We start from the raw sequence: 16,059 nt of genomic DNA, 5'->3' as shown, positions 1-16,059 counted from the left end.
GCCGCGCTCAAAGCGGCAAGCAGAGTCGATTTGCCCGCGTTCGGGAAACCCACGAACCCCACGTCCGCCAGAATTTTAAGTTCGAGGTCAAGTTCCAGCGCCTCGCCAGGCTCGCCTTTTTCCGAAATCTGCGGCGCGGTGTTAAGCTGGGTTTTAAACGACGCGTTGCCCCGCCCGCCCCGCCCGCCTTTGGCGGCGAGCCAGGTTTGCCCGTCCTTTATAAGATCCGCCACGGCACGGCCGCCGCGGCGCACAATCGTGCCGCAGGGTACCCTCATAAAAATGTCTTCGCCGTACAACCCGTCCTTCAGCGAACCTTTGCCGTTGTATCCGTGCTTGCCTTCGATATGGGGATGATAAGCCAGTTCCAGCAGCGTCGTCAGATTGGAATTCGCCACCAGATAGATATCGCCGCCGCGCCCGCCGTTTCCGCCGTTGGGGCCGCCGCGATCAACGTATTTTTCGCGGCGGAACGACATACAGCCGTCGCCGCCTTCGCCCGCCTTGAGGAAAATGTGCACCCGGTCAAGAAAATTGCCCGTCCGGCTGACTTCGCTCATAATCTCGCTCCATACCGCATACAGACAAAACAGCAGACGGCGCACTCAAAGCCGCCGTCTGCCTGTTTTTTAGAAATTTCCGGCTATCAGGAAACTACTTCAGGATAAACCGACACCTGCTGCTTGTCCCGGCGAACCCATTCAAACTTGACGCGGCCGGTAACGGTTGCGAAAAGCGTATCGTCCTTGCCGACTCTGACATTGGTGCCGGCGAGGAATTTGGTTCCGCGCTGCCGCACAAGCACTTCGCCTGAATTAACAAGCTGGTTGCCGTAGCGCTTGACGCCAAGCCTTTGGGCATTACTGTCGCGTCCGTTTACTGATGATCCTTGAGATTTTGTATGTGCCATAACTGTTCCTTCGGGTTTTTAAAACGCTGAGCACATTCAAGAGCCCATTGTTTGTTAAGAAAGCTGGATATCCTTAATTTCTATCTCGGTAAGGTCCTGGCGGTGACCGATGGTCTTTTCATAGGCCTTTTTCGGTCTTCTCTTAAAAGCAATGACTTTGGGCGCTCTTAAATGGCGTATTATCCGGGCAAGAACCTTCGCTTTGGGAAGCTGTTTGCCGGACACTTCTTCCTTGGAGTCGCCCGCGGCGGACCAAAGCGCGCTTATTTCCACGTCGTCGCCTTCGCTGCCGATAAGTTTTTCAACCCGGACCTTCTCTCCAGGAGTCACCCAATACTGTTTTCCACCTGTTTCGATTATTGCGTACATAGTAGATTAATGATACCACATATCCCGCAGGGTATGCAATATTCCCTTTTCCATTATAGTTGATTACGCCTCCCGCACAACCGGAGGCATTAAGCTATTCTAGCATTTTTGCACGATATTTGAAACACCGGCGCGCGCCCTATTATAAGGCTCCGCCAAATATGTTATGATTTAGACGCAAAATCCATGAAAAAACAGCTCTCCGTATTCATACTGCTGCTGGCATGGCTGGCCGCCGCGGACTGCCGGGCGCAGACTCTGCCGGCCGCGGCGCCTGACAGGCTTTCGGTTGCGGCGGCGGCGCAGACTCTGCCTGTCGCGGACAAACTTTCCATCGCCGCCGCGCCCCGGATAAAATGGACTGAAAACGAAAACGCCACTTTCTCGCCCGCCTATATCAAAAGGTTCTGGCGCGACCTGGTAGAACTGCCCGGGAAACCCCTGCACTGGAACGGCAATGAATGGGCCATGGCGGGCGGCGTGATAGGCGGCTCACTGCTCGCGTTTACGATAGACGACACCGTGCGCCAGAATCTTAAAACCCACCGGTCGGGCTTTTTCACCTCTTTAAGCGACGTTACCACCCACTGGGGCGACTGGAAACAGCAGGTTCCCATCCTCATGGGCGTATATGTGACCGGGCTGGCCACGAAAAACGAAACTTTAAACAAAATCGCGGCCGACGGAGTTGAGGCCAGCGTTATCGCCGCCGGCATTCTGAACCCGCTGGCGGCGTACGTCGCGGGCCGCGCGCTTCCCAACGCCGATGAAAACGCCATGAAATTTGAACCGTTCACGCCGGGACGCTACTCGTTCCCGTCAGGCCACACGACGGCCGCATTCGCGCTGTCAACCGTTCTGGACCAGAATCTGCGCGCAAAATTCGGCTACTGGCAGACTCCCCTTTTATACGGAATGGCGGCCGGCTGCGCGGTGTCGAGGGTGTACGACCACACGCATTATGTGTCGGAAATCATCTGGGGGGCGGGAGTGGGCTGGGCGGTTGGCTACTGGGTATCCAATAAACCGCGCAATATTTCCGACAGGACGGTTTTTCTGATCCCTGTTGAAAACGGCGCGAAACTCGCCTGCAGGTTTTGATTATGCCGGAAAAAGGACTTTTTATCGTATTCGAAGGGCCCGACCGCGCGGGCAAAACCACGCAGGCGAGGAAACTCGCCGCGTATCTGCAGTCGCGCGGCATCGAAACCGTGCATACCCGTGAGCCGGGCGGCACGCCGTTCGCCGAAGCGATCCGCTCGATCCTGCTTGACCCGTGCCATAAGGTCGCGCCATCGGCCGAACTGCTGCTTTACGAAGCCGCACGGGCCCAGCACACCCAGCAGCTGGTGCGGCCCGCGCTGGCGGCGGGGAAAGCGGTTCTGTCGGAACGCTATACCATGTCCACCGTGGCGTACCAGGGCTACGGCCGGGGGCTGGACCTGAAGCTGGTAAACCGGCTCAACAAAGCCGCAACCGGCGGGCTCAGACCCGACCTCACGCTGGTCTTTCTCATGCCGGACAAAAGGTTTTCACAGCGGAGCCTGCATATCGCCGCCGACCGGCTGGAACTGGAAGGCGCGCGGTTCCGCCGGAAAGTGCGCGCGGGCTACCGCAGGGCCGCCGCGGGCGACGCGCGCGCGGTTGTCATAAACGCCGACCGCTCCATCGAAGCGATCAGCGCGGAAATCATCACGCTGGTCAGCGCGCTTAAAGCGGTCAAACGAATGGTGAAGACATGAGCTTTTCCTCTATTATAGGCCATGCGCGGGTCATTTCCCAGCTGAAAAAACAGCTCAGGGCGAACCGCATTCCTCCGGCTTTCCTGTTCCACGGGCCAAAAGGCGTGGGGAAACTGGACGTGGCCGTAATACTCGCAATGGCGGCCAACTGCCTTGATGAAACGGCCCGCTCCAAAGGCGACGCCTGCGGAGTGTGCCGGATGTGCGCGAACATTGCCAGGGGCATTCACCCTGACGTGGCGGTAATAGATCTGGCCTATCAGGCGGCCCTGCGCGGCGAACCGGTCGAGAAACAGCAGCGCATCCGCATCGACACGATCCGCGAAGCCATTGACCGCGCGCAGCAGAAAGCCGTGGAGGCGCGCCACAAGGTTTTCATTCTGGACGACGCGGAAACCATGCAGCCGGAAGCCGCCAACTCGCTTTTGAAAATGCTCGAGGAACCGCCCGCGGGCACGTTCTGGGTGCTGGTGTCGGCACGCAGATCCTCGATGCTCGGCACGATAATTTCCCGCGCCCAGGACATGACGTTCTCCGCGTTGACCGACTCCGAAACGGCCGCCGTGCTGGCCGAGCAGGGCTTCAGCGCAAAGGAAGCGGACTTTTTCGCGCCGCTTTCACAGGGCTCGGCGGACCGGGCGCTGAAGGTGCGGGAACTGATGCAGAATATGGCCGATCTGGACGACATGGATCCGCTGTATCCGTTCAACGTTTCCGCCCGGCTGCCGTCCGAACTGGCGGCGGCGCGGCGCGACGCGGGCCTGCTTGTGGAACTGCTCATTGAAGACGCGCACCGCAAAATGACCGCGGCCGGCGAGCCCGCACGGGCTGATTCCTATAAAACCCTGCTGGACACGCTTTTCAGGCGCCGGGAAGCGATCAACCGCAACGTTTCACCGCACCGCGTGCTGGAAACCGCCGTGCTGGAATGCGAAAAACTCAAAATCCGTTTTTTTCCCGCACAGAACTGACCCGCGCCGGAGGACACCATGGAAACCAAAAAATACTATATCACCACCCCGCTTTATTACATCAACGCGGACCCGCATATCGGCCACGCCTACACCACCCTGGCAGCCGACATTCTGGCGCGGCACCTGCGGGCGCAGGGCAGGCAGGTTCATTTCCTCACCGGCACCGACGAGCACGGCGCGAACATCGAAAAAATCGCGCGTGAAAAGAAAGTCGGGCCGCAGGCCTGGGCCGACACAATCGCCGCCAGATTCGCGGCGATGTGGGAACTGCTCGATATCCGCTACGACGATTTTATCCGCACCACCCAGCCCCGCCATGAAGAGGCGGTGAAACTGGTTTTCGAAAACCTCCTTGAGCAGGGCGACATCTACAAGGGAAGCTACGAAGGCCTGTACTGCTACCCGTGCGAGAACTACTGGGAGGAGAAAGACCTTAAGCCCGGCAACCTCTGCCCGGTGCACGGAAAACCGCTTCAGTCCGTAAAGGAAGACACATATTTTTTCCGCCTGTCGAAATACGAAAACGCGCTCCTGAATTATTTCGAGGGCCACCCGGAATTCCTGCTGCCTAAAAACCGGAGCCAGGAGATAATAAATTTCGTGAAAGACGGCCTGCAGGACGTGTCCGTATCGCGCTCGAAAGTGGCCTGGGGCATTCCGATCAGATCGGATCCCTCACATACGATCTATGTGTGGTTCGAAGCGCTGCTGAATTACGCCACGGCGGTCGGCTACGGCGAGCGGCTGGCGCATTCATCGGAAGACAAAGCCGCCATGCGCGCGCTCACCGGCGGACTGGATATGGACCGGTACTGGCCCGCCGACTATCACCTTATGGGCAAGGAGATCTACCGCTTTCACGCCGTGATCTGGCCGGCGATGCTTTTGGCTCTCGGCCTGCCGCTGCCAAGGCGCGTGTTCGCGCACGGCTGGTGGACGGTGAACGGAGAAAAAATGTCCAAATCGCGCGGCAACTTCGTTGATCCCGCCGGGATGGCCGCCAAATACGGAGTGGACGCGTTGCGCTATTTCCTGTTTCGGGAAGTGCCGTTCGGCGGCGACGGCGATTTTTCAGTCGCCTCGTTCCGGCAGCGCTACAACTCCGATCTGGCCAACGATCTGGGCAACCTGCTCAACCGGATAACGAACATGTCGGTCAAGTATCTGGGCGGAACGGTGCCGGAGCCGGCGCAAGATTCCGCCATGCCCGCCCAAATCGCCGAAACCGATTCGGCCTACAACGCCCATATGCAGCGGCTTGAGTTTGACATGGCGCTTAACAGGGTCTGGGCGCTCATTTCCGGCATGAACCGGCTGATTGACCGGGAACAGCCCTGGGCCAAAGCCAAAACCGAGCCGGAAAAACTGCCCGCCATTTTCGGCGATCTGGCGGCGGGCATGCTCGCCGTCAGCGGCTGGCTCGCGCCTTTCATGCCGGGCACGGCGGAAAAAATCAGGGCGTCGCTTCGCGGGCCTGACGGAAAAATCCAGGTCTGCCCGCCGCTGTTTCCCCGGCTCGCAGACGAGGCCGCCGGCCCGGCAAAATAACCCGTTCTCATTCCGTAAAACCAAAAAACCCCGCCGGAAACACGGGGTTTTTTATTGGCCGGGCATGAATTTACGCGGGCGGATGCTCCTCTTTCGGCGCGGGCGGCATGCCCGCGAACAGGTGCCACATAAACACCGCCAGCCCGCTTGCCACATAAGTGGCGAACAGCAGAAAAATGGAATCCTGCGGATAACGGATAACCATGAAAATCAGCGCCACCAGAAACAATAACGCCCTTATGCTGCGCGGGCGCAGCACGGTGCCCTGCTTAAAAGCCGGATACGGCACCTTGGAAACCATCAGCAGCGCTAGCGCGAGCATCACGAACGGCATCAGGTTGAACAGCCATGGCATGATATACTGAAACAATACCGACGAACGCGTTGCGACGTTCACTTCCAGCAGGCTGTAGCAGATCACAAACGAAGCCAGTATGCCGGCCGCCATCGGGACCGGCAGGCCGGAGAAATACTTTTTGGAAGACCTGCCCTCATGCGCCAGCACGTTGAAATAAGCCAGGCGCATCGCGCCGCACATCGTGTAGCAGAACGCCACGGGGTAGCCCCAGAACCCGAAATCGTCGAGCAGGAAGAAATACATCAAAAGCGAAGGCGCCACACCGAACGACAGGAAATCCGCGAGCGAATCCATCTCCACGCCGAAACTGCTTTCGCCCTTGACCATGCGGGCCACGCGCCCGTCCAGCCCGTCCATCACCATCGCGAAAATAATGAACCAGCCGGCGCGCGAATATTCATTGTCCACCGCCGACAGGATCGAGAAAAACCCGAACGCGATGCTCGCTATCGTAAACAGCGACGGCAGCGCCACCCGCCCGGTCTGTTTAAGGTTTTGCAGGTTCACCACAGGCCACCTCGTCGGGTTTGGGCGAATCGGTCCACAGCGCGATGGTCGAGATGCCGCCCTGCACCGGCTGGCCCTCATGCACCAGCACCCGCACCGACCTGGCGGGCAGATATACCGCCACCTGCGAGCCGAAATAAATCAGGCCCAGCTTCGCTCCGATCCGCACCGGCTGATCCTTTTTCACCCAGCTGACAATGCGCCGGGCGATCGCGCCGGTAATCTGCTCGACATGCGCGTACCGGCCATTCTCGCCGGTGATGGGAATGAAATTGCGCTCATTGTCCGCCGCCTGTCCGGCGTTGGCGAACGCGAAAGTGCCGTGATGATAAGCCTGTTCGCCTATTTTGCCGTTAATAGTGGCGCGCTGGATATGCACATCCATAATCGAAAGGAAAATACGGACGACCAGCACCTCGGGATCATTCTCGGTTTTAATGGACAGGACATGACCGTCCGCCGGGCTGGCTATTTCGTCCGGCGCGAACGGAGCGTAGCGCATCGGATCGCGGAAGAAGTACAGGCAGAACCCGAACGCGATCAGCCCCAGCCAGAACACTATCCAGCTGCGCAGCAGCATGGCGACAAGAAGGCCCACCACCACGCCCACGCCCGCATACGCGATGATAAGATGCCCCTCTTTCACCGGCGTGCTTATGCCTTTGAAGAAAAAAGCCAGACTGCTTAGAAAATCCTCGAACATGATACTCTCCGGGAAAACAATGGGCAGGAGGGGGGTCGAACCCCTACGGCCTTGCGGCCAACGGATTTTAAGTCCGTCGCGTCTACCAGTTCCGCCACCAGCCCCTGATAACCTTCAGAATCAAAGAAAAATCTCACAATATGATACCAAAATACAGCACGCCCACAAACCGGATTTTATAGCAGCGCGCATCTCCGCGGTATCCAAGGGAATATTTTGTGTTTGACAACCACGCTCGGACTCTGTAAAGTCACCCTGGCGTGAAATATCGGCCAAAACAGCAACGGCGGTGATTCTTCATGGCGCAGCCGCAAGCTGCCGCGCCATTGCCGGAACACATCCGCTCCGCCGGATTTTGTATTATTATCCTATATGGAATGCGCGAACGGGGTAAAAGACAATAATTGCGCGGTACGGCTTGCCGGAGTCACCAGGACATACGACTTCGGCGGTTCCCGCATTGACGCGCTGCGCGGCATAACGGCGGATCTGCCGGCCGGAAAATTCAACGTGGTGATCGGCGCGAGCGGAAGCGGCAAATCAACTCTTTTAAACCTTATCGGCTGCATTGACACGCCCACCGCCGGAAGCATCGAGGTATGCGGCACGGACGTGACAGCCCTGTCCGACGACGCGCTCGCCGAGTTCCGGGCCCGCAACATAGGCTACATTTTCCAGAACTTCAACCTGATACCGGTGCTGTCGGTCTACGAAAACGTGGAATATCCGCTGCTGCTGGCCAAAACCGCGCCGGACAAGGTGCATGAGCGCGTAATGAAAACGCTCGAAACAGTGGGACTGACGGAATTCGCGAACCACCTCCCCAATGAAATTTCCGGCGGCCAGCGGCAGCGCACCGCGATCGCGCGCGCGCTGGTCAAGGATCCTGTGCTCGTGCTGGCCGATGAACCAACCGCCAATCTCGACCACAAAACCGGCACCGAAATAATCCAGCTGATGCAGCATCTGCAGGTGTGCCATAAAACAACGTTCGTATTCTCTTCCCACGACCGGGATCTCATAGCCAACGCGGAGGATATTTTCATGATAATGGACGGCACGATCCTGTGAAGATCACGGTTCTTTCAGCCCGCAACGTGCTGCGCAATCCGCGCCGGTCGCTCGCGACCGTGAGCGCGGCGGCTTTAAGCGCGGCGGCAATCCTGCTGTTCGGCGGGTTCACCGCCAGTGTGCAGAAACTGCTGGAAACCGCGATCGTGCGGGCATGCGGGCATATGCAGATCTACGCCAGAGGCTATTACGAATTCGGCGGCGCGGGCGGCGACGCGCCTGCCATTTCCGGCTATGCCGAGGTGCTTGAGTCGCTTGAAAATTCCGCAGGACTCAAAGAGCTGGCGACCATGGTGACGCCAGTGCAGTCGGTTTCCGGGATCGCGTCCAATTTCAAAGCCGACGCCTCAAGAGTATTCCGGGGGCTGGGTGTGGTGCCCTCGGAGTACACCGCGCTGGACCGGTGGAACAGCTATAACATACAGCTTTACGAGCTCGACGAAACGCCCGGCGTGGCCGACAGCGATCTAAACGGCGGCATCATCGGCTCGGGCCTGGCGCGCATACTGGGCCTGTGCGCGGAACTGGGCATAAAGGACTGCCCCGCCAGGCCGCAGCCGGCGGAACCCGCCGGGCCGAAAACCGATTTTTCGTTTCTGGACTCGGAGCTCGTCCAGTCCCGCGCGCCGGATCCGCGCCCGCGCATTGATCTCATCGCCGCCACCCAGCACGGCGCGCCCAATGTGGTGGATTTTTATATAAACAAGGCCATGACACTCGGCATCAAGGAGCAGAACGACTCGTTCGCCGGGCTGCATCTGTCGCGCGCGCAGGAACTGCTGTACGGGCGCGGCGAAAAAAAAGCGAGCGGCATAATCATCCAGCTTAAAGACACGCGGGATCTCGCCCGCGCAAAAAAAATCGTCGCCGCGCTGCTGGCCGCCACCCGGCCGGATCTGGAAGCGCTTGATTACGAAACCCTCAACCCGTCTTACGGCCAGGCGATCGCCATGCTTGACACCATTTTCGCGTTCATCGCTATCATCATGGGCATAATAGTGCTGTTCACCGTGGCCAACACGATGAGCATGAGCGTGGTCGAGCGCACCGCCGAAATAGGCACGCTGCGCGCGCTGGGGCTTAAACAACGGCACATCATACGCATGTTTCTTACGGAAGGCGTAATACTGGGCGCGGCGGGCGCGACGACGGGCGTAGCGCTGGCGTTTGCGGCGGCGTGGGCGATCAATCTGTCAAAAATCATGTGGACCCCGCCGACTTTCGCGCGGCCGGTAATGTTTTCAGTCCACCCGGCGCTTTTTCCGCTGCTTGCGCCGCTGTGCTGGGCGGGGCTGGTCGGCCTGTCGGCGCTGTCAGCCTATCTGGCGGCGCGGCACGCCGCGAAAATGAAAATAACCGACGCTCTGAGGCATGTATAACGATGAAAGAACTGGACATTGACTCCTGGCACAGAAAAGACATCTACACCACGTTCCGCAGGTTCCAGTTTCCGCACTTCGCCGTTTCGGCGGACATCAACGTGTCGGAACTGGCGGCGTTTTCAAAACGGCATAAGCTGTCGTTTTACCGGCTGATGCTCTACATCGTCTGCCGCGCGGGCAACGGGATACAGGCGTTTCGGCTGCGCCTGCGGCCGGGCGGAGTGATCGAGCATGAAGTGGTCGGCATCGCGCCGGCGTTCGGCACCAAACCGGAAGGCCGCTACAACTTCTGCACCGCGCCATATCACGAAAACCCGGCGGAATTCATCCGCGTATACAATGAAAAGGAAGACCGCTCGCGCGGGCTGGACCATTTGTATCTCGAAGACGACCATAAGGACGACTCGCTCTATGTTTCCTGCCTGCCGTGGCTGCGGCTGACCAGCCTTATAAACCCGGTTGCGGCCGCGGAAGACTCGATCCCGCGCATCACCTGGGGCAAGTACTCCGGTTCCGGCTCCGATGTCACGATGATGGTATCGCTTCAGATGCATCACGCGCTGGCGGACGGGTACGACGCGGCCCTGTTTTACGCCGGGCTGCAGAAGCTGGCCGATTCGCCGCGCGACGTTTTCGCCGCCCTGCTCTGACCCTCCCCATCCGCGGCGCCGGGCGCGCTTTTTTGGCACCGGGAAATGTGTTATAATTCTGGCGTAACACCGAGCGCAATAACGGAGAAAAAATCACATGAAAACCGCAATACCCAAAGAGATCAGGCCCGGGGAAACACGGGTCGCGGCCTCGCCCGAAACGGTTAAGAAATTTATCGGACTGGGCCTGTCCGTCACAGTTGAAACAGGCGCGGGCGCGCCCTCCTCGTTTTCCGACGCGGATTATACCGCCGCCGGCGCGGCCGTCGCCCAGACGGCGCAGGAACTGTACGCCGGCGCCGAACTGATCTTCAAAGTGAAAAAACCCACCGCCCCGGAAATCAAAATGATGCGGAAAGGCGCGGTTCTTATTTCCACGATGGATGCCAGAACCGACAAGGAAACATTAAGCGCCTGCGCGCGGCAGGGCGTGAACGTTTTTGCCATGGAACTGATGCCGCGCATTTCAAGGGCGCAAAGCATGGACGTGCTGTCTTCGCAGTCGAACCTGGCGGGCTACCGCGCCGTCATAGACGCGTGCTACGAGTTCGGACGCGCATTGCCTCTGATGATGACGGCGGCCGGCACGATCGCGCCGGCGAAAGTGTGCATTATGGGCGCGGGCGTGGCGGGCCTTCAGGCGATCGCAACGGCAAAGCGCATGGGCGCGGTTGTATCGGCGTTCGACGTGCGCCCTGCGGTCAGGGAACAGGTGGAGAGCCTCGGCGCGAAATTTATCGAAGTGGATTCCGACGCGGCGAAGGACGCGGAAACCAAAGGCGGCTACGCCAGGGAAATGAGCGAGGACTACAAGCGCAAACAGGCCGAAGTGATCGCGGAAACGATGAAGAAACAGGATATCGTCATCTGCACCGCGCTGATACCCGGCAGGAAAGCGCCAGTGCTGATCACGGGCGAAATGGTCAGAACCATGAAAGCGGGCGCGGTAATCGTTGACCTTGCCAGCGAAATGGGCGGCAACTGCGAACTGGCCGAGCACGGCCGCATCGTGGAAAAACACGGCGTTAAAATAATCGGGCACGATAACGTGCCCGGCCGGCTCGCGCATGACGCCAGCCAGCTCTACGCCAAGAACGTGCTTACTTTCTTCGGAGAGCTTTTCGACCGGAAAGACAGCCGGATCGCATACAATATGGAAAACGAAATAATCAAAGGCACGCTGGCGGTTAAAGACGGAGCGATCGCCATCCCCGAGCTTAATTAAGGAGAGCCAAACCAATCATGGAAAGCGTAGAAGTAGTGATATATGGCGCCAGCAATCTGGCGGCGGGCGCGAGTCCGTTCGTCATAGCGCTTACGGTATTCGTGCTGGCCGTATTCATCGGCTACTATGTGGTGTGGAGCGTAACGCCCGCGCTGCATTCGCCGCTGATGGCGGTCACCAACGCGGTGTCTTCGGTTATCGTGGTGGGCGCGCTGATAGCGGCCGGCCCGAAACTGATGCACGCCTCAAAACTGATGGGCATACTGGCGGTCATGCTCGCGTCGGTAAACATTTTCGGCGGCTTCATCGTAACGCAGAGAATGCTTTCGATGTTCAGGAAGAAAAAACGGGAGGAAAAAGCATGAGCGCAAATATTTCCGCAGTGCTTTATCTCGCAAGCGCGGTGTGCTTCATTCTCGCGCTGCGCGGGCTGTCTTCCCCAGAAAGCGCGCGGCGCGGAAACATGCTGGGCATTTTCGGCATGCTGGTCGCCGTCATCACCACGCTTTTCCATCCGATGGTGCAGAGCTACGCGTTCATTATCGCGGCGGTGGCGGCGGGCGGGCTGATCGGAGCGTCAATAGCGGTCAACATCAACATGCGCGACCTGCCGCAGCTCGTGGCGGCGTTTCACAGCCTTGTGGGTCTGGCGGCGGTGCTGTGCGCCGGCGCGTCGTTCTACGCGCCGGAGGCGTTCGGCATCCTTGATCCCGAAACCCGGCGGATAATGACCAACAGCATTGTGGAAATGAGCCTTGGCGTGGCGATCGGCGCGATCACATTCACCGGCTCTATCGTGGCATTTGCCAAGCTGCAGGGCCTGGTGAGCGGCAAACCCGTGGTATTCAAGGGCCAGCACCTGCTTAACGCGGTTCTGGGCCTGACGATCATCGGGCTGGTGGCCATGCTTGTGCAGCAGCAGACTCCGGTTCTGTTCTGGTCCGTGGCGGGGCTGTCGCTGCTGCTGGGCCTGCTGCTGATCATCCCGATCGGCGGGGCGGACATGCCGGTTATCATCTCGATGCTGAACTCATACTCCGGGTGGGCGGCGGCCGGCATAGGGTTTACGCTGCATAACCACCTGCTCATCATAACGGGCGCGCTGGTCGGCGCGTCGGGCGCTATCCTGAGCTACATCATGTGCAAAGCGATGAACCGGCCTTTCCTGAGCGTCATGCTCGGAGGGTTCGGGGCCGACGCCAAAGGCGCGGCGGCGGGCAGTCATGGCGACCGGGCCGTCAAATCGGGTTCCGCGGAAGACGCGGCTTTTCTTATGCAGAACGCCAGCAGCGTGATTATCGTGCCGGGTTACGGCATGGCTGTGGCTCAGGCCCAGCACGCGCTTAAGGAAATGGCCGAGCTGCTTAAAAAAGAAGGCGTTACCGTGCGCTACGCCATTCACCCCGTGGCGGGCCGCATGCCGGGGCACATGAACGTGCTGCTCGCGGAAGCGAACGTGGCCTATGAGGATGTGTTCGAGCTCGACGACATCAACAGCCAGTTCCCCTCCACCGACGTGGCTTTCGTCATCGGCGCGAACGACGTGACCAACCCCGCCGCCAGAACCGATCCCTCAAGCCCCATCTACGGGATGCCGATTCTCGACGTGGGCAGCGCGAAAACCGTGCTGTTCATCAAACGCTCGATGAACTCCGGCTACGCCGGCATTGAAAACGAGCTGTTCTATCGCGGCAACACGATGATGCTGTTCGGGGACGCCAAGAAAGTCACCGAAGCGATCGTCAAAGCGATCCATTAACCGCTGCTTTAAAACAAAAAAAGCCCCCGGCAAATGCCGGGGGCTTTTTTTATCATGCGAAAATCAGCGGGATTCAGCGTCAAGCGCGGCCTGCGCCAGCTCGTGAAAAGTGGGGCAGTAAATGGTTTTAATGCCGTTTTCGCGGGCTATGGAGACAAGCGCGCCGTCCGACGTTACAAGCCACACCTTCAGAGTGCTGTGGTCCTTTAAATAGGCGGCCTGCTCCAGAAGGATATCGTCGGCGGAATCGCTGTCGGAAAACTGCGCGTGCACGCGCCCGCGCACCAGCGGGCCGACACTGCGGTAGCCGCCGTCGAAGACCACGCGGAACTCGGCGTTTTTAAACCTGTCGGTACAGGAAACGGATTCCAGCCAGTCGAGCAACGCGGCGGCGCACTCGTCGTCGGTTTTATAACCGCCGCCCGCCATGACGTAACTGCGTATGAAATTGAGTCCGTCCACACAAAAAACCGAGGGCTTTCCGCTTAATCTCACCATGCCTCCAGACCGGCGCGAGCTGGTCAATCCCGCGCCATTATTGTACATTTTATTGACGGCGCGGCGCAGTCCCCCCCGCGGCGCACGGCGCAAACATGAGAAAACCGGATCCGGCATGCGTATTTTTATCGAGCAAGGAAAACCTGCTTTCGCTTAACGCGCTGGCGGCCTCCGTCGAATGCACGCCGGGCCATGAACGGACCGCGCTTTACTTTGAAAAAAATTACGCCGCGCTTTCCGCCCGCATTGAAGCGGTCATCGCCGAACGGGGGGTTTGCGCGGCTGGTTTTTCGTTTTTCACCAGCCGGTTCGAGGAAACCGTAAAAACCGCCGCAAAACTGCGCGGGCATTTTAAAAAAGGGCTTTACCTTGTCGCGGGCGGTCCGCACGCGACCGCCCTGCCGCAGACGGCGCTCTCCGCCGGGTTTGACGCGGCATGCATCGGCGAAGGCGAGGATACGTTCCCCGAACTGCTAAAGGCCATCGCGGAAAATCCCGCGGGCCCGGCTTTTGAAACCGTGCGCGGCATCATGTATGCCTGCGGCGGAAAACCCGCCAGAACCGCGCCACGCCCGCAGGCTGATCTGGCGCGCTTCCCCTCCATTTCGCAGCGATACGCCCGCTACGGCGCGGTGGAAATCAGCCGGGGCTGCCCGCACGGCTGCAATTTCTGCCAGACAACCCGGATTTTCGGCCCGAAAATCCGGCACCGCCCGGCAGCACTGATCGCCGAACAGGTGCGTTTCATGCGCACTATCGGGTTTGTGGACGTAAGGCTGATCACCTCCAACGCGTTCGCCTACGGCTCGCCCGACGGCATCACCCTGAACCTGCCCGCGCTTGAGGAACTGCTGTCCGCGCTGACGAAAGTCTCCGCGCCGGGCGGGCGGATCTATTTCGGGTCGTTCCCGTCGGAAGTGCGGCCCGAGCACGTCACGCGCGAAACCGTGGCGCTTGTGAAACGCTACGCGGCGAACGATAACCTCATCATAGGCGCGCAGTCGGGCAGCGAAAGAATGCTGCAGCTGTCCAACCGGCATCACGGCGTGAAAGAAATCACCCGCGCGCTTGAGATTACCCGGCAGGCGGGCCTGAAAACCAATCTGGATTTCATTTTCGGCCTGCCCGGAGAAACCGGAGCGGACGCGCTGGAAACCGTGCGCTTCATCCGCGCCATAACCGGCCCGGGCGTAAGGATCCACGCGCACACGTTCATGCCGCTGCCCGGCACACCTTTTGCGGACGCGCCGCTCAACCATAACCGCGAGTATTACGAACCGCTGGTGCGCGAGCTCATCCGCCACGGCCGCATCTACGGCGGCTGGATCAGTCAGAAAACCATCGCGGAACATACCTCCGCATCAGCCGCACCGAAATCCGGCCCGGTTAAGCTATAATATATATATGATCAATGCGCAAACCGATATCAATACCACTATAAGCGAAGTGCAGCTGTTTATCGAACAATTGAAAAAGGATCTGCCGGAAGTATTTGCAAAAGAGAACAAAACCACGGGCTGTCAGGCGGGGCCCGGCGAAAAGAAAATCCTGTTCAAAGGCATTTTGCACGATTATAAACTGGTGCGGGATCCAGAATCTGCGCCCGAAGTGGTGATATCGGAAAACTGCATCCGCGTGCACACCGGCAGCGCCGCCGGAAACGCGCCCGTGGCGCTGCTGGAAAACTGGATGCGCCGGACAGCGGAAGACACCCTCGCCGCGCGCGTGGCCTACTGGTCCGAACTGATGGGCGTGACCTATAACCGCGTCACGGTAAAGGACCAGAAAACCCTCTGGGGCAGTTGTTCCGAGAAAAGCAATCTGAATTTTTCCTGGCGCGTCATAAAAGCGCCGGAAAGCGTGCTGGACTATCTCGTCATCCACGAGCTGGCGCACCTCAAACACCTCAACCACAAAACCGAATTCTGGCAGTTCGTAGAGCAGTTCTGCCCGGATTACAAAAACCGGCGCCGCTGGCTGCACGAGTACAAGGACAGCCTGTTTACTGAACTCCCCACAACGGACCTCTAAATGCCCGAACAAAAACGAACTCCCGCACGGCAATCCGCCGAGCGTAGACCCTTTGGTAAAAAATCCGGCCCGCGCAAATCTTTCGGCGACCGCAGGCCCGCCGGGAAAAGTTTCGGCCCGCGCAAACCGTTTGACAAAGACCGCAAACCATTCGACAGGGACAGAAAACCCTCTGACCGCGACCGCAAACCATTTGGCGACCGCAAGCCCGCCGGAAAAAGTTTCGGCCCGCGCAAACCGTTTGACAAAGACCGCAAGCCGTTCGACAGGGACAGAAAACCCTCTGACCGCGACCGCAAACCATTTGGCGACCGCAGGCCCGCCGGAAAAAG

19 protein-coding genes and 1 tRNA gene are annotated in these 16,059 nt (G+C 59.1%); 13 read left to right on the top strand and 7 right to left on the bottom strand.

Features of this window, described 5'->3' with window-relative positions; genetic code table 11:
• From obgE to rplU, 3 genes are all read right to left on the bottom strand, one after another.
• Positions 1-560, bottom strand: a 560-nt coding sequence (obgE, locus tag PHW69_07035) for a GTPase ObgE (protein MDD4004942.1), incomplete at its 3' end; no start/stop codon positions are given.
• An 86-nt stretch (positions 561-646) separates the two neighbouring features.
• Positions 647-910, bottom strand: a complete 264-nt coding sequence (rpmA, locus tag PHW69_07030) for a 50S ribosomal protein L27 (protein ID MDD4004941.1) — start codon at positions 908-910, stop codon at positions 647-649.
• A gap of 54 nt (positions 911-964) precedes the next feature.
• On the bottom strand, positions 965-1,279 hold the full coding sequence (rplU, locus tag PHW69_07025) for a 50S ribosomal protein L21 (protein ID MDD4004940.1): 315 nt from the start codon (positions 1,277-1,279) through the stop codon (positions 965-967).
• Between the two features lie 186 nt (positions 1,280-1,465).
• On the opposite strand from rplU, the gene PHW69_07020 reads away from it, so the two are divergent.
• The 4 genes from PHW69_07020 to metG are packed head-to-tail and all read left to right on the top strand — an operon-like array spanning position 1,466 to position 5,543.
• Complete coding sequence (locus PHW69_07020; GenBank protein MDD4004939.1) at positions 1,466-2,380, top strand: phosphatase PAP2 family protein; 915 nt, start codon at positions 1,466-1,468, stop codon at positions 2,378-2,380.
• Between the two features lie 2 nt (positions 2,381-2,382).
• A complete protein-coding gene (gene tmk, locus PHW69_07015; GenBank protein MDD4004938.1) occupies positions 2,383-3,021 on the top strand; it encodes a dTMP kinase in 639 nt (212 codons plus the stop codon).
• Entirely contained in the window at positions 3,018-3,992 is a 975-nt protein-coding gene (locus PHW69_07010) for a hypothetical protein (protein MDD4004937.1), read from the top strand. Before tmk ends, PHW69_07010 begins: the two co-directional genes overlap by 4 nt.
• Before the next feature lie 18 nt (positions 3,993-4,010).
• A complete protein-coding gene (gene metG / locus PHW69_07005; protein ID MDD4004936.1) occupies positions 4,011-5,543 on the top strand; it encodes a methionine--tRNA ligase in 1,533 nt (510 codons plus the stop codon).
• 70 nt (positions 5,544-5,613) lie between these two features.
• Here the strand turns inward: metG and pssA are convergent, their stop codons facing one another.
• The 3 genes from pssA to PHW69_06990 form a co-directional block, all read right to left on the bottom strand.
• On the bottom strand, positions 5,614-6,408 hold the full coding sequence (gene pssA, locus PHW69_07000) for a CDP-diacylglycerol--serine O-phosphatidyltransferase (protein ID MDD4004935.1): 795 nt from the start codon (positions 6,406-6,408) through the stop codon (positions 5,614-5,616).
• Positions 6,389-7,111 (bottom strand): phosphatidylserine decarboxylase, encoded by a 723-nt coding sequence (locus tag PHW69_06995; protein ID MDD4004934.1) that lies wholly within the window; start codon positions 7,109-7,111, stop codon positions 6,389-6,391. The genes pssA and PHW69_06995 overlap by 20 nt, the downstream gene beginning before the upstream one ends.
• A 20-nt stretch (positions 7,112-7,131) precedes the next feature.
• Positions 7,132-7,215, bottom strand: a tRNA-Leu gene (locus tag PHW69_06990).
• Positions 7,216-7,483: 268 nt separating this feature from the next.
• On the opposite strand from PHW69_06990, the gene PHW69_06985 reads away from it, so the two are divergent.
• From PHW69_06985 to PHW69_06960, 6 genes are all read left to right on the top strand, one after another.
• Positions 7,484-8,182 carry an ABC transporter ATP-binding protein gene (locus PHW69_06985; GenBank protein ID MDD4004933.1) on the top strand — a complete coding sequence of 233 codons (699 nt, stop codon included), beginning with the start codon at positions 7,484-7,486 and terminating at the stop codon, positions 8,180-8,182.
• Positions 8,179-9,561, top strand: a complete 1,383-nt coding sequence (locus PHW69_06980) for an FtsX-like permease family protein (GenBank protein MDD4004932.1) — start codon at positions 8,179-8,181, stop codon at positions 9,559-9,561. Before PHW69_06985 ends, PHW69_06980 begins: the two co-directional genes overlap by 4 nt.
• A gap of 2 nt (positions 9,562-9,563) precedes the next feature.
• On the top strand, positions 9,564-10,214 hold the full coding sequence (locus PHW69_06975; GenBank protein MDD4004931.1) for a CatA-like O-acetyltransferase: 651 nt from the start codon (positions 9,564-9,566) through the stop codon (positions 10,212-10,214).
• Positions 10,215-10,311: 97 nt separating this feature from the next.
• The gene (locus PHW69_06970) at positions 10,312-11,439 is read left to right on the top strand and encodes a Re/Si-specific NAD(P)(+) transhydrogenase subunit alpha (GenBank protein ID MDD4004930.1); all 1,128 of its coding nucleotides are present in this window, start codon (positions 10,312-10,314) and stop codon (positions 11,437-11,439) included.
• Between the two features lie 17 nt (positions 11,440-11,456).
• Positions 11,457-11,804: an NAD(P) transhydrogenase subunit alpha gene (locus PHW69_06965; protein ID MDD4004929.1), complete on the top strand. Its 348-nt coding sequence runs from the start codon at positions 11,457-11,459 to the stop codon at positions 11,802-11,804.
• On the top strand, positions 11,801-13,198 hold the full coding sequence (locus PHW69_06960; protein MDD4004928.1) for an NAD(P)(+) transhydrogenase (Re/Si-specific) subunit beta: 1,398 nt from the start codon (positions 11,801-11,803) through the stop codon (positions 13,196-13,198). The genes PHW69_06965 and PHW69_06960 overlap by 4 nt, the downstream gene beginning before the upstream one ends.
• Positions 13,199-13,261: 63 nt before the next feature.
• Here PHW69_06960 and PHW69_06955 read toward each other — a convergent pair whose 3' ends face one another.
• Complete coding sequence (locus PHW69_06955; GenBank protein MDD4004927.1) at positions 13,262-13,696, bottom strand: NYN domain-containing protein; 435 nt, start codon at positions 13,694-13,696, stop codon at positions 13,262-13,264.
• Positions 13,697-13,791: 95 nt separating this feature from the next.
• Between PHW69_06955 and PHW69_06950 the strand changes: the two genes are divergently transcribed.
• From PHW69_06950 to PHW69_06940, 3 genes are all read left to right on the top strand, one after another.
• Positions 13,792-15,093, top strand: coding sequence for a TIGR04013 family B12-binding domain/radical SAM domain-containing protein (locus PHW69_06950; protein ID MDD4004926.1), 1,302 nt, complete (start codon positions 13,792-13,794; stop codon positions 15,091-15,093).
• A 7-nt stretch (positions 15,094-15,100) separates the two neighbouring features.
• Positions 15,101-15,727 carry a M48 family metallopeptidase gene (locus PHW69_06945; protein ID MDD4004925.1) on the top strand — a complete coding sequence of 209 codons (627 nt, stop codon included), beginning with the start codon at positions 15,101-15,103 and terminating at the stop codon, positions 15,725-15,727.
• Positions 15,728-16,059, top strand: a 332-nt coding sequence (locus PHW69_06940; protein ID MDD4004924.1) for a hypothetical protein, incomplete at its 3' end; no start/stop codon positions are given. It lies immediately after the preceding gene.

Source organism: Elusimicrobiaceae bacterium, from assembly GCA_028700325.1.
Classification (GTDB): domain Bacteria; phylum Elusimicrobiota; class Elusimicrobia; order Elusimicrobiales; family Elusimicrobiaceae; genus JAQVSV01.
The sequence above is the reverse complement of the archived record's forward strand: the minus strand, read 5'-3'. Positions and strand labels throughout refer to the sequence as shown.